At 73.0% G+C, this 12,349-nt stretch carries 12 protein-coding genes; 5 read left to right on the top strand and 7 right to left on the bottom strand.

What is annotated here, in order from left to right; genetic code table 11:
- Nucleotides 1–4: 4 nt before the first annotated feature.
- Both H4F70_RS07870 and H4F70_RS07875 read right to left on the bottom strand, forming a co-directional pair.
- Nucleotides 5–808 carry an SDR family oxidoreductase gene (locus tag H4F70_RS07870; RefSeq protein ID WP_182345658.1) on the bottom strand — a complete coding sequence of 268 codons (804 nt, stop codon included), beginning with the start codon at nucleotides 806–808 and terminating at the stop codon, nucleotides 5–7.
- Nucleotides 805–1,938 carry a hypothetical protein gene (locus H4F70_RS07875; RefSeq protein ID WP_182360253.1) on the bottom strand — a complete coding sequence of 378 codons (1,134 nt, stop codon included), beginning with the start codon at nucleotides 1,936–1,938 and terminating at the stop codon, nucleotides 805–807. The genes H4F70_RS07870 and H4F70_RS07875 overlap by 4 nt, the downstream gene beginning before the upstream one ends.
- 267 nt (nucleotides 1,939–2,205) lie before the next feature.
- On the opposite strand from H4F70_RS07875, the gene H4F70_RS07880 reads away from it, so the two are divergent.
- From H4F70_RS07880 to H4F70_RS07895, 4 genes are all read left to right on the top strand, one after another.
- Complete coding sequence (locus H4F70_RS07880; protein ID WP_182359744.1) at nucleotides 2,206–3,147, top strand: IclR family transcriptional regulator; 942 nt, start codon at nucleotides 2,206–2,208, stop codon at nucleotides 3,145–3,147.
- 103 nt (nucleotides 3,148–3,250) lie between these two features.
- On the top strand, nucleotides 3,251–3,892 hold the full coding sequence (locus H4F70_RS07885; RefSeq protein WP_182359745.1) for a hypothetical protein: 642 nt from the start codon (nucleotides 3,251–3,253) through the stop codon (nucleotides 3,890–3,892).
- A 140-nt stretch (nucleotides 3,893–4,032) separates the two neighbouring features.
- Nucleotides 4,033–4,515, top strand: coding sequence for a hypothetical protein (locus H4F70_RS07890; protein ID WP_182345654.1), 483 nt, complete (start codon nucleotides 4,033–4,035; stop codon nucleotides 4,513–4,515).
- 184 nt (nucleotides 4,516–4,699) lie between these two features.
- Nucleotides 4,700–5,653, top strand: a complete 954-nt coding sequence (locus H4F70_RS07895) for an SDR family NAD(P)-dependent oxidoreductase (RefSeq protein WP_182359746.1) — start codon at nucleotides 4,700–4,702, stop codon at nucleotides 5,651–5,653.
- A 46-nt stretch (nucleotides 5,654–5,699) separates the two neighbouring features.
- Here the strand turns inward: H4F70_RS07895 and H4F70_RS07900 are convergent, their stop codons facing one another.
- The 3 genes from H4F70_RS07900 to H4F70_RS07910 form a co-directional block, all read right to left on the bottom strand.
- Complete coding sequence (locus tag H4F70_RS07900) at nucleotides 5,700–6,269, bottom strand: DinB family protein (RefSeq protein ID WP_220471781.1); 570 nt, start codon at nucleotides 6,267–6,269, stop codon at nucleotides 5,700–5,702.
- 79 nt (nucleotides 6,270–6,348) lie between these two features.
- Nucleotides 6,349–6,714, bottom strand: a complete 366-nt coding sequence (locus tag H4F70_RS07905; protein ID WP_182359747.1) for a GntR family transcriptional regulator — start codon at nucleotides 6,712–6,714, stop codon at nucleotides 6,349–6,351.
- A 16-nt stretch (nucleotides 6,715–6,730) separates the two neighbouring features.
- Entirely contained in the window at nucleotides 6,731–8,452 is a 1,722-nt protein-coding gene (locus H4F70_RS07910) for a dolichyl-phosphate-mannose--protein mannosyltransferase (protein ID WP_182360255.1), read from the bottom strand.
- A 15-nt stretch (nucleotides 8,453–8,467) separates the two neighbouring features.
- Between H4F70_RS07910 and rsmI the strand changes: the two genes are divergently transcribed.
- Nucleotides 8,468–9,466, top strand: a complete 999-nt coding sequence (gene rsmI / locus H4F70_RS07915) for a 16S rRNA (cytidine(1402)-2'-O)-methyltransferase (RefSeq protein WP_182359748.1) — start codon at nucleotides 8,468–8,470, stop codon at nucleotides 9,464–9,466.
- Here rsmI and H4F70_RS07920 read toward each other — a convergent pair.
- Nucleotides 9,450–10,757, bottom strand: coding sequence for an aminodeoxychorismate synthase component I (locus H4F70_RS07920; RefSeq protein WP_182359749.1), 1,308 nt, complete (start codon nucleotides 10,755–10,757; stop codon nucleotides 9,450–9,452). The genes rsmI and H4F70_RS07920 overlap by 17 nt on opposite strands.
- Nucleotides 10,758–10,818: 61 nt before the next feature.
- Nucleotides 10,819–12,063, bottom strand: coding sequence for a DUF2786 domain-containing protein (locus tag H4F70_RS07925; protein ID WP_182359750.1), 1,245 nt, complete (start codon nucleotides 12,061–12,063; stop codon nucleotides 10,819–10,821).
- Nucleotides 12,064–12,349: the final 286 nt, after the last annotated feature.

The raw sequence follows: 12,349 nt of genomic DNA on the forward strand, positions 1-12,349 counted from the left end.
CCCGTCAGTGGTGGTATTCGCCGCAGTTGACGTCGAGGCATTGGCCGGTGATGGCGGCCGCCATCGGCGAGGCGAGGAAGACGACGGCATCGGCGATCTGGTCCGGCTCGGGCAGCCGGCGCAGGTCGGAACCCGCGGCGGTGTGGGCATAGATCTGCTCGACGGTGGTGCCGTACTTGTCGGCTTGGTGCGCGAAGTACCCCTGCAGCGTGGGCCCCCAGATGAAGCCGGGGGCGACGGAGTTCACGCGGATGCCCTGCGGCCCCAGCTCGGTGGCGAGGGATTGCGACATCGACAGCAGCGCGGACTTGGCCAGCTTGTAGCTGCCGTAGCGCTCCTGGGAGTGGCGCAGCACCATCGAGTTGATGTTCACGACCGCACCGGCGGATTCTGTCAGCGCATCCGTGAAAAGCTGCGTGAGCCGCAGCGCGCCGAACACCGTGAGCTCGATGGCGTCGCGGATGTGGGCGAAGTCGGTCTGCGCGAAGGGCTTGCGTGACGGGATCGTGAAGGCGTTGTTGACCAGCGTGTCGACCCGCCCGAACTCGGCCGTCGCGGCGTCGCGGAGGGCCGCGGCGGAATCGGCGTCCGTGATGTCGGTGGGCACGACGAGCGCACGCCGGCCGAGGGCGCGCACCTGCCCGGCGACCTCGTCGAGGCGGTCCTTGGTCCGTGCTGCGAGCACGACGTCGGCACCCTGGCCGGCGCACCGCAGGGCGATGGCCTGTCCCAGGCCGGGGCCGACGCCGGACACGACGACGACCGTCCCGTCGAGCAGGCCTGCGCCCGCGTGCGGCTGTGCGCTCATCCCAGCATCCTTTCGGCGAACTGCGCCTGGCGCAGGGCGATCCGCTCGGCGTAGGCGTCGGCGGTGATGGTGTTCTGCGAGTAGTACGGCAGGTGCGCGGCGACGTCGTCGAACGGCACCACCGCCACCGTCGGGCCGTCGTCCGGGGTGTACTCGCGGGAGGTCCGCTGCCAGCGGAATTGCAGATACCCGCGCTCGTGTCCGAGGGTCTCCACGCGGTTGACGACGCCCGGGTCGCGCTCGGAGACCACGATCCGGATCATCCCGTCCGGATCCACCTGCGCCTGGGCGTTGTTCAGCGAGGTCTGGTGGTGCACGTAGTCGAGCGAGATATACCACATGCTGCCCAGCTGGAACCCCTGGTAGGGCGCGTCCGAGCGGGGCACGGTGATGATCATCGCCTGGTCGCCGGCCAGCTCGTAGTGCCCCACCGACGAATACTGTGTGGCCAGGCCGCCCGGGGTCAGCCGCGGCGCGGACATCGTGTTCACCGGCAGGTTGAGGTAGAACCATTCCGGAAACTGCAGCCACGTGCGCACGCGCTGCACCAGGGCGCGTCCGGCGCGCTCATAGCGCTTGTGCGCATCGGCCACGGTGAACGGCGCCGGCGCGGTGCCCGCGGTGTCCTCCCGGCGCACCCGCACCGACAACGGCGATCGTGCCTGGCCCCAGTCGCTGTAGACCTCGCGGATCACCAGCTGACGCGACCCCTCCGGCAGGGCGAAGTAGTTGCGCTCCGCCGCCGCGCGGCCCTCGTCGGGCCCGAAGCGCACCTCGAACGCGCCGCCGGAGTCGATGTCCAGCTCGCGGTCGTCGAAGGCGAGGGAGCTCGGCGGCACCTCGGAGTCGGTGTAGGAACCCCCGATGACCTGGAAGCTGATATCGGCAGCGTCGCCGCGGCGGCCGCTCACGATGTACTCGCACCCGGCCTCGACGGCGCATCCGTAGTAGAGGGTGTCCGGGTTGTCCAGGCCCATCTTGGTGTAGGGGCCGGTGCCCTGCATGAGGACGGGATGCGTACGCACCGGCGCCCACGCGCCGTGCAGTGTGGATGCGATGCAGCCGGCGAGGTACTGCATGCCCTCCACCAGGTCCTGGTCGGTGCGCACATGCGGGGCGCCGGCGACCAGACGCTCCGCCTCGGCGACGGCATCGGTGAACGGCCGGGTGCACCGTCCGGCGTCCGGGGCGGCGTTCGCGGCGGGGCCGTCGCCGCGTTGCTCGGTGGCTGGCACGTCGTCTCCTCGTCGGGTCGGGGAAGGTCCGGGGCCGCGCGGCCGGGACGGCGGTGCGGCGGCGCCTCGCGCGGAGGTCGCGATGCTGGTACAAATATGTACCGACCCGGTAGCTTTTGCAATGCGATCCTGTCACCGGGACGCGGGGAAGGTCAATGGGTGATGCGGATGTCGGACGCGCAGCCGGACGAGGAGGCCCGCGGCGGTCGTGGCGTACGGCGGTCGCCGCCCGCCCGCCGCGTGATCCGCGTCCTCGACCACTTCGTGCAGCACCCGGACCGGCGCTACGGACTGTCCGAACTGGCCCGCCGCCTGGAGATCAGCAAGCCCACATGCCTCGGGATCCTCACGGAACTCTGCGAAGCCGGATACCTGGTGCGCGACGATGCAGACACCACCTACGGGCCGGGGCCGTCGCTCATCGCCGCGGGCCGCGCGGCCGGCGACGGGCTGCCCATCGGGGTGGTGGCCCGCCGGCACCTCGAACGCCTGGCCGCCGACCACCACTCCGTGTGCACCGCGTCGGCGGTGGCCGGCGGCAGGATCGTCGTCCTCGAATCCGCCGGCGCCTTGCCGGAGGGCGGGCGGCCGGCCACCGGCAAGACCTACCCGTTCGCGCCGCCGGTGGGCTTGATGTACGCGCTGTGGGAACCGGACGCGGTGTTCGAGCAGTGGCTCTCGCGCGCGCCGACGGCGCCCGTCCGTCTCGACCGCGATCGGCTGCGCAGCGTGGTGGCGCAGTGCCGTGCACGCGGGTACCTGGTGGACAGGCTCACCCCGGCGGGCCAGCGGCTCTACCGGTTGATGGCCGGCTTCGACACCACCGAACTGCCGGAGGAGGTGCGCGGGCTGGTGGGCGAGATGGTCACGAGCCTGGGTGAGCGCGTGTACCTGCCCGACGCGGACGGCGGGGCGGACGGGCCGCATCGCGTCAATGTCATCGCGGCGCCGGTGTTCCACGCGTCCGGGCGCCAGGCGATGGTGGTGACCTTGCATGTCGGCGCCGAGATCGCGCGCGCGGAGATCGAGCGCAAGGCCGCGGCGCTGCGTGCCACTGCGGCGGCGGTGACGGCGGAGCTGCACGGCATGGACCCGTTCGCGTAGCCGGCACCGCCAGGGCGGGGGTGTGTGCAGGGTCCGGAGTGTTTGCCGCGGCGCGGGGGCGGGTAATCGGCGTCCACGGTTCTTCCGACCGAGGGAGGTCGACATGTGGACCCGGGATTCTGCGGCGGACCGCGAAGGCCTGCTGACCATGCCGCGCAGCCGCGGCGCGGTCAGCGGGATACTGCTGATACTTCTGGGCGCGTGGGGTGCGATCATCCCCTTCGTCGGCCCCCTGTTCGGCTTCGCCTTCACGCCGGACACCGCGTGGCAGTGGACGGCGGCGCGCGGCTGGCTCGAGGTGCTGCCGGGCGCCGCGGCGATCCTCGGCGGACTGATCCTCATCGGCAGCGGAAGCCGGGCGTCCGCGTCGCTGGGCGCCTGGCTGGCGGCGGCCGCCGGAGCCTGGTTCGTCATCGGCCGGACGCTCGCCGACCCCTGGGGTATCGGCGATGTGGGAGTGCCGACGGGGACGAGCAGCGGGATGCGCGCCCTCGAGGAGCTGGCGTTCTTCAGTCTGCTGGGCGTGGTGATCGTCTTCCTCGCCGCGGCCGCGCAGGGCCGTGTGTCCGTGCGCGGCCGCCGCGCGGTGGGCACGCGGCGACCCGCCGCGGAGGCGGAGCCGCGCACGCCGGCGACCGGCGTGGAGGCGGAACCGGAGACCGGGTTCGAGCGCAGGGGCGCCCATGAGTACGGGCCTGCACAGGGTGGCCACGAAACAGGGGGATCAGCGACACCCGGTCGCTGAGGCGCCGGGCGGGCGGCCGGTGCACAGGTACCGTGCAAGGTGGCGTGCCGCCCGGGCCTTCCGGTGCGGACCCCGGGACTCCCGCGCTGGGCCCCGGCGGCCGGCTTCGGCACGCCTGTCCGCGTCGAGGAAGGGGACCGATGGGCTTTGTCATGAAGAACCAGAAGACGGGGCTGGATCAGGTGCGCTCCGACGGCGCACGCAGCGCGCCCGACGTGTCCGCGGTGGGCGGTGCGGCGTCGATCGCGGTGACGGTGTCCTACCCTCACGCGGCGGACGGGGATGAGTGCCGCCTCGCGTTCTACCCGCGCGGAGCGGATGCCCCGTTGCAGGCCTTCGTGCGTCCCGCCCCCATCGCCGAGGCCGCGGTGGCGTTGACGTCCGCGCAGCCGTCCGCCTCCCACAGCTTCGACGACGTCGCGGCAGGCGACTACGACGTCTACTACCACCTGCGGACCAGCCGCGGCGACGCCACCGTGTGGACGAACATCGCCCCGGACCGTCTCGAGGACACGCCCGCGCCGATCCGCGTCACTGTCGGCAGCGTCACCCAGCGGGGCATCTCCGACGTCGGCGGCTTCTTCGGCGGCGGAGCCGGCGGCGGTGTGACGCTGGGTTTCTAGGCGCTGGGTTTCCCGGCGCGACGGGGACCGGAGGCGCGGGAAGCCCGATGCGTTCCGCGGCATTCCCGGTGCGTGAGAACCGGTCTGCGCGCGGTACGGCGCGGCTGCTGTCATCGGACGGACCGGCCGATCGGATGCGCTCACCCGGCGGGCGGGTCGATCGGCGGAACGGAACGGAGCACGGATGACCGCGGATGCACCGAAATTGCCCGGCGGCGCGCAGGCCACGGCCCAAGAGGCGACCGCCGGTGCGGACTGCACCGGCATGACCGCCCTGGTGACCGGTGCGGGCGGCGGACTGGGGGAGGAGACCGCGCGGGCGCTCGCGCTGGCCGGGGCCCGGGTGATCCTCGCCGCCCGGCGCGGTGCGGGCGGCGAGGCGGCGGCGCAGCGCATCCGGGACACGGTCCCGGGTGCCGGGGTGGAGACCCTGAAGCTGGACCTCGCCGACCTGCGCAGCGTCGCCGCCGCGGCGGCGGCCGTATCCGCGCGGACCGGCGGGCTGAATATGCTGGTCAACAACGCTGGCGTGATGTACACGCCGCTGTCGCGCACGGCCGACGGATTCGAGTCGCAGTTCGGCACCAACCATCTCGGGCACTTCCTGCTCACGACGATGCTGCTGCCCGCGCTGCGCGTGGGCGCCGAGCGAGGGAGACCGTCGCGTGTCATCGCCGTCTCGTCCGACGGGCACCGCAGCTACCCGGTGGATCTCGACGATCCCCACTTCCGCACGCGCGAGTACGACAAGTTCGCCGCCTACGGGCAGTCGAAGTCGGCGAACGCACTGATGGCCGTGGAACTCGAGGCGCGCTTCGCGGAATCCGGAGTGCATGCCTTCGCGGTGCATCCCGGCTCGTGCAGGACGAGGCTCGCGCGACACATGGACCGCGGCGACTTCGCGCGGATGCGGAAATTGGTCGCGGACCGCGGCTCTTCGGCGCTCGACACGCTCAAGTCGCCCGCGCAGGGCGCCGCGACCTCCGTGTGGGCCGCGACCGCGCCCGGCCTCGACCGTCATGGCGGCGCCTACCTGTCGGACTGCGCGATCGGGCAGGCGGCTGCGCACGCCCGTGACCCGGAGACCGCGGAGACGCTGTGGGAGCGCTCCGACACGCTGGTGGCAGAAGCTCGCTGAGGCCGCTTGTGCGGGTGCAGCTCTGCGTCAGCGCGGCGGCGCGGCGTCAGCCGTCGACGTCGATCAGATGATGTTCGAGGTCGTGGACGAGGTACGCAGCCAGTGAGAGGGCGGTGAACCGCGCGCCGTCGCCGCGGGCGCCCTCCCGCCGCCATGCGTCGCCGTGCACCGCGGCGAAACCGTCCGCCAATGCCGCAGCGGCCGCAGCGTATTCGTCCACCACTGCGTCGGGGTCCTGCGCGTTGTAGCGGCCGCCCGCCTGCGCGGCATTTTGATCCCAGTCCGGGAAGCGAGCGGGCGGAGCCTCGGGCGGGGTGCGGACGATGAGATCCAGGCGTTGCGCGAATGTACGGCAGACGTCGCGCACGTGGCACGTGTACTCCAGCGGCGACCACACGTCCGGGGAGGGCCGGACGGTGCTTCCCACGCGCCCGGGCACCCGCGCCCACCGCGGGATCGTGGCGCGGATGCGGCCGGGCACCGCCGCAGGGGTGACGGTGGACGGGTCGAATCCGCATTCCGCGCATGGCTCGCGGGTGATCGTCGTCCAGTCGCGCGCCTCCGGGGGCACGGGTTCGGCGGGATCGTGCATAGGGGGTTCTGGCGCGGTCGGCATGCCACCATCATCGCCCGGGGCGCCGCGGCGCGCACCACCCGCCGCTCAGCCGGATCGGGGCGGGGGCTGCCGGCGGCCGTCAGTCCAGCGCGGACTCGAGGAAGCCGCGGATCGCGGCGTCGTCGAAGCCCAATGCGCGGACCGTGCGGACGAATTCGACGGCCGCCAACTCCGCCGAGCGACGCGTGACGTCGCCGGCGCCGACGATGAAGGTGCCCTTGCGCCCGCGCGTCTCGACGACTCCTGCGGCCTCGAGCTCGCGATAGGAACGTGCCGCGGTGTTCGCGGCGATGCCGAGGGTCTGCGCCAACTCACGGACGGCCGGCAGCTTCTGCCCGGCGATGAGCCCGCCGTCGCGCACGAGGGCGATGATCTGCAGCCGCACCTGGTCGAACGGGGCGGTCGGCGAGTCATGGTCGATGGTGATCGAACCGATGCCGGTCATGGTCTTCTCCTCGCGGTCAGCGCCAACTGGGCAGCCACAGTTCCATTTGCCAGTGTGCTTCGGAGATGGTGCCGCCGGTGAGGATCGGCCACAGCCACACGTAGTTGGCGATGACGAGGGCGACGTAGCCGCAGACGATCGCGAGGCCGAGCCGCCGGCGTTCGCCGGGGCGGTAGGCCCGCGGATCCGGGGCGGGGGGCGCGGGCGCGGGTCCGGTCGGGTGCGGCGGGGGGTGCGGCCTCCGCGTGCCGAGGATCTCGCCGAGGACGAGGGTGATCGCCAGGATGAGGAACGGGGCCAGGCCCACCGAGTAGAAGAAGTACATCTGCCGGTCGAGGTTGAGGAACCATGGCAGGTAGCCGGCCGCGTAGCCGACGAGGATCCACGTGTAGCGCCAGTCGCGCCGCGTGGCGATCCGCCACACGGCCCACGCGGCCACCGGCAGCGACAACCACCACATCGCCGGGGTGCCGACGATCATCATCGCGCTCACACACTTGTCCGAGCCGCAGCCGGTCACCTTGTCGCCGTCGGCGAAGTAGTACAGCAGCGGCCGCAGGCTCATCGGCCAGGTCCACGGCTTGGACTCCCACGGGTGCCGGTTGCCGGCGGAGTTGGTGAGGTGTTCATGGAACTCGAGCACGTGGGCGCTGTAGTACCAGAGGCTGCGCAACGCGTCGGGCACGAAGGCGAAGTCGCCGCCGGTCCCGATCTTCCACCCCACGGCGTGCCGGTCCACGCCCACTTCGCTCGCGAACCATGCCCACCAGGACCCCAGGTAGGTGAGCAGGGGCACCAGTACGAGGCTGGCCAGCGCGGCCGGGGTGTCGCGCACGAGCGCGCCCGCCCACGGGCGCCGCACCCCGAAGCGCCGGCGCGCCGCAACGTCGGACATCACGCAGAGCAGCCCGAAGAACGCGACGTAGTAGAGGCCGCCCCACTTCGCGGCGCAGGAGAGTCCCAGCAGGACCCCGGCGCCGAACCGCCACCACCGGAAGCCCAGCCGCGGGCCGAACGCCGAGTCGTGGATCCGACCCTCGGCCGCGACGAGCGACATCCTGTCGAGCACCTGCTCGCGGTCCCGCAGCAGGCAGGCGAACGCGGCGACCATGAAGACGGTGAGGAAGATGTCGAGCAGCGCGGTCCGCGACGACACAGTGAGCACGCCGTCGGCGGTGGCCAGCAGCCCCGCGACGGCGCCGAGCATCGTCGACCCGGTCATCCGCCGCGCGATCCGGATGATGAGCAGCACCAGCACCGTGCCCGCCACCGCGGAGGCGAAGCGCCACCCGAAGCCGTCATAGCCGAACATCCATTGCCCCAGGGCCATCAGCTGTTTGGCGAGGGGCGGATGCACCACCAGCTCGTACCCGGGGTTGTCCTCGATCCACCCGCCGCCGAGCATCTGCCACGCCTGCGGTGCGTAGTGCTTCTCGTCGAACACGGGGGTGCCGGCGTCCGTCGGGTTGCCCAGCGTGACGAACCGGGTGACGCCCGCGATCGCCGTGATGACGAGCGTGGTGATCCAGCCGCGGAGCCTGTCGGTGGGCGCCGCCTCCGGCGAGGGCGACGGCCGATGCGGGCCGCCGTCCTCGTGGGTGCCGCGAAGCCGGGTGCGGCTCGGCGCGGTCCCCGGCGGCGTCGCACGCCGGCCGAATGCGGCGTGCTCCGGGGTCGAGGGCCGGGGCACCGGCGCCGACGCGTCGCCCGTGGCGGCAGCACTGCGGGCGGTGGTCATCGGCGGCACACGACGATGGTAGGCGTTGCGTCGCGGGCGCCGGATGTCCGTAGGCTCAGCTGGCATGGACGAGAGCGACACCGGGACGGACGCCGGCAGGGCGAACGCGACGATGTCGGCGCCGACGCCTCCGGCGCGCCGCGCGGCGGGTCGCCTGATCGCGATGCGGCGACCGGGGGCGGAGACGGCGGGCGCCTGGTGCTGGCGGCGACGCCGCTGGGGGAGACCGCTGACGCCTCACCGCGCCTGCGCGCGGCGCTCGCGGACGCGGACGTGGTGGCGGCCGAGGACACGCGGCGTACGCGGGCGCTCGCCGCAGCGCTGGGGGTGGCCATCGGCGGGCGGGTGGTCAGCTTCTACGACCAGGTCGAGTCGGCCCGGATACCCGCGCTGGTGGAGGCGATCGCCGCCGGGGAGACGGTGCTGTTGGTGACCGACGCGGGGATGCCGTCGGTGAGCGACCCGGGCTACAGCGTGGTCGACGCGACCATCACCGCGGGCCACCGGGTGACCTGCCTTCCGGGACCGTCCGCGGTGACGACGGCCCTCGCTCTGTCCGGCCTGCCCGTGGACAGGTTCTGCTTCGACGGGTTCGCGCCGCGCAAGCAGGGGAAGCGCCGCGAGTTCCTCACGACGCTGCGCGACGAACCGCGCGCGAGCGTGTTCTTTGAGTCGCCCCACCGGCTCGCCGCGTGCCTCGAGGACGCGGTCGCTGTGCTCGGCCCCGACCGGCGCGCCGCGGTGTGCCGGGAGATGACGAAGACCTACGAGGAGGTGCGCCGCGGCACGCTCGGCGAGCTGGCAGCGTGGGCCGCAGAGGGGGTGCGTGGCGAGATCTCCGTCGTACTCGCCGGCGCGGCGCCCCGCCGACGCTCGGCGGCGGAGCTGGTGGGGGAGGTGGAACTCCGCGTGGACGGCGGAGCTCGGCTCAAGGACGCCTGCGCGCAGGTGGGCGAGGAGCACGGGGTGTCGAAAAGGCAGCTCTACCAGGCGGTCCTCACCGCGCGGGGATGACGGGATGCGCATCGCCGGTGATGCATGACGGCACGAGGCCGACGATGCTCGCCGCCTTGTCCAGGCACTCCTGCCATTCCGACTCGGGGTCCGAGTCCGCGGTGATCCCCCCGCCGACGCCCAGCACCGCCTCCCCGTCGGGGCGGAACTCGACCGTGCGGATGGCCACGTTGAGTTCGAGGCCGGCGGCCGGAGAGAGCATGCCGACCGTGCCGCAGTAAACGCCGCGGGGCCGGTTCTCCCACCCGTCGAGGAGGTCGCGTGCCCGGGCCTTGGGCGTTCCGGTGACCGACGCCGGGGGGAACGCCGCGGCGATCAGGTCGGCGTCGGCCGTTCCCGGCCGGAGCGTCGCGGCCACTGTGGAGACCAGGTGCCACACGCCGGGCGCCCGCTGCACCTCCAACAGGCGTCGGGCGCGCACCGAGCCGGTGGCGGCGACGCGGCCGAGGTCGTTGCGCACCAGGTCGACGATCATGATGTTCTCGGCCACGTCCTTGACGGATCGGCGGAGCGCGCCCGGCGGTGCGGTCAGCGGGGCGGTCCCCTTGATGGGGCTCGACTCGACCCGGTCCCCGCTGCGGCTGAGGAAGGTCTCGGGCGACAGTGAGGCGACCGCGCCGCCGGGGCCGTCGATGTATGCGGCGCGCAGGGGCGTGGTGGCGGCCGTGGCGTCGGCGAAGAACCCCAACGGCGACCCCGCGAAGCGCCCCGTGAAGGCGGTGCACACGCACGCCTGGTAGATCTCCCCGGCCGCGATGGCCTCGAGGCACGCGGTGACGTTGCGGCGATGCCGCGTCTCGTCGGGGCGGTGCCAGTCCACGGACCAGTCCGGCCCCGGGGCACCACCGTCGTCGGTGTGCGCGGTGAGCGCGGCGATGTCGCTCGGGCAACGCGCATCGGTCAGCGACTCCCACCACCAGCATCCGCCGGTGTCGAGTACGAGCACGCTGTCCGTCCAGGCCCCGGCGGCGGGGGGAAGCCCGGTGTGGCGGGTGGTCGCGCGAGCGCCGTCGGGGTAGGACAGGTAACCGATCCAGCCGCCACCGATCGCGGGGCGACCCGCTGCGGGGGCATCTCCCGCTGACGCAGTGGGCCGGTGCGCGGCGACGCCGAATGCGTTTCGGGGTTCGACAGGGAGTGCCCGGCACTCGGCTGCGATCACTGCCGCGGCCCCGAACCACCGGCCGGTCAGCGCGGCGGGTCCCGCAGTGGCGCGGCGGACGGCCCGTGCGCCGAGGCCCCGGAGCACCGCGGACACGGACGCTCCGGGGCCCAGGCACTGTTGCAGCATCGCATCAGGGTGTCACGGCCACTGTCCGGGTGCGAACGGGCCACGACCGGGCCCGCCGCTGTCACGCGCCGGGAAGCGGGACGCGGCCCGGGATTCGGCGGCCGCCGGCGGTGATGGTCGCGGTTTCCGCGGCGTCCGTACCGGCGCACCAGCCGACGGGGTCGACCTTTCCCGCGTGCGTGGGGCGTGAATGCGGGAACAAGCGCTGGGCCTCCTTGCGCACAGCGTCATCCTGAGCGCGCAGAACGGGGACGAGGGCCCCGTCGCACACGCCTGCGTCGGCGGCCGCGTCCCGGGTCGCCTGCCGGTGCGATTCGGCCAACCGCTGCCCGATCCGCGTGGCGAATCCGACGAGGAACGACCGACGGAATGCGGCGGTGCGCCCGGGCCCGACGGCGCCCGGGGACCGGGCCTGCATGGCACGCGTGCACTGCACCAGCAGCGACGTGTAGAGCAGTTCCACCTGTTCCAGTGCGTCCTCGGTGCCGATCACGGTCGCGATGGCCAGCCGCTTGGACCAGACGGTCCGCACCGTGTTCACCCGGCCGATGACGGAGAGCAGCGTCACCTTTTCACGCAGGTACGGGTTGTTCAGATGGATCCGCCGTGCGGACACGGCGAACCCGTCCGCGTCAGCGTCCGTGTCGCGGTGGAGCAGCGCGGTGTCGACCGCATGCCGGGTGATCAATTCCTGGGCCTTCGCCGTCAGTGCCTCGGCCTCGTGCGGGAAGTCGGTGGATTCCGCCTTGGCGAGCAGGCCCCGGATGCGGGCGGGCACCTTGGGATCGACCGCGCGCGGCCCGGAGTCCGCCGCCGGAGTGCCTCCTGCGGGGCCGGCCGACGCGGCGTGCGGGCTCCACAGCGAGGGCGGCGGGCACAGGTGCGGCCAGTCCGGCAGCGATTCCCACAGCAGTACGAGCCCGCCGGCGGAGAAACGGTCCGCGGCGGACCCGATGCCGGGCAGCGATGGATGGCCGGCGCCGCCTCCCGGCCGTTCCCTGCTGCCGCACCCCGGTCGGCCGTGCTCTGCGGCCGACCCCGCGTACCGGCGCGCCGCGGCGTCCGCCGTGGGCTCGGCGAGCGCCATCGCGCGGATCTGATCCGACCACGCCGGGGGAGCCCAGGCCAGCGGGGTGACCCGATAGGCATGGGCGAGGAGCAACGACGCGATCAGCCCGGCCTTGACGTCGGAGAAGTGCCGGCCGGTGACGTGCAGGACGTCCTGCGGCTGCCAGCCCCGCTCGTAGACGTCGGTGAGGGCGCCCAGCACGAGCGCGGCCGAGTGCCGCGCGGAACCGTCGGCCACGCAGCCGTGATCCCCGCAGCCGTATCCCTCGCAGCACAGGTCTTCGGTGTAGCCCCTGTCATAGTGATCCCCCCCGTGCGGGCCCGTGCGGCGCCCGTGGCGATCGCGGTGCGCCGTGCTGGAAGCGGGCCCGGTAGCGGCTCGGTACATGATCGTGCTCCCCCTCGTGCTCGATGTGCGCGTGCCTGTGTGCGGCCGATGCGGCGGATCCCCACGGCGGTCTCCCACTGCCGTCACCCGCGCGGATCCGCACCGGGATCCGCACGGGTGACCGGAAACCGTCATC

The organism is Tomitella gaofuii (assembly GCF_014126825.1).
Classification (GTDB): domain Bacteria; phylum Actinomycetota; class Actinomycetes; order Mycobacteriales; family Mycobacteriaceae; genus Tomitella; species Tomitella gaofuii.

Bases quoted from the DNA above. Each gene is read 5' to 3' on its own strand.
- H4F70_RS07870 (WP_182345658.1), bottom strand. From the start codon at position 808: ATGAGCGCACAGCCGCACGCGGGCGCAGGCCTGCTCGACGGGACGGTC.
- H4F70_RS07880 (WP_182359744.1), top strand. From the start codon at position 2,206: ATGCGGATGTCGGACGCGCAGCCGGACGAGGAGGCCCGCGGCGGTCGT.
- H4F70_RS07885 (WP_182359745.1), top strand. From the start codon at position 3,251: ATGTGGACCCGGGATTCTGCGGCGGACCGCGAAGGCCTGCTGACCATG.
- H4F70_RS07890 (WP_182345654.1), top strand. From the start codon at position 4,033: ATGGGCTTTGTCATGAAGAACCAGAAGACGGGGCTGGATCAGGTGCGC.
- H4F70_RS07895 (WP_182359746.1), top strand. From the start codon at position 4,700: ATGACCGCGGATGCACCGAAATTGCCCGGCGGCGCGCAGGCCACGGCC.
- H4F70_RS07900 (WP_220471781.1), bottom strand. From the start codon at position 6,269: ATGCCGACCGCGCCAGAACCCCCTATGCACGATCCCGCCGAACCCGTG.
- H4F70_RS07905 (WP_182359747.1), bottom strand. From the start codon at position 6,714: ATGACCGGCATCGGTTCGATCACCATCGACCATGACTCGCCGACCGCC.
- H4F70_RS07910 (WP_182360255.1), bottom strand. From the start codon at position 8,452: ATGACCACCGCCCGCAGTGCTGCCGCCACGGGCGACGCGTCGGCGCCG.
- rsmI (WP_182359748.1), top strand. From the start codon at position 8,468: ATGGTAGGCGTTGCGTCGCGGGCGCCGGATGTCCGTAGGCTCAGCTGG.
- H4F70_RS07920 (WP_182359749.1), bottom strand. From the start codon at position 10,757: ATGCTGCAACAGTGCCTGGGCCCCGGAGCGTCCGTGTCCGCGGTGCTC.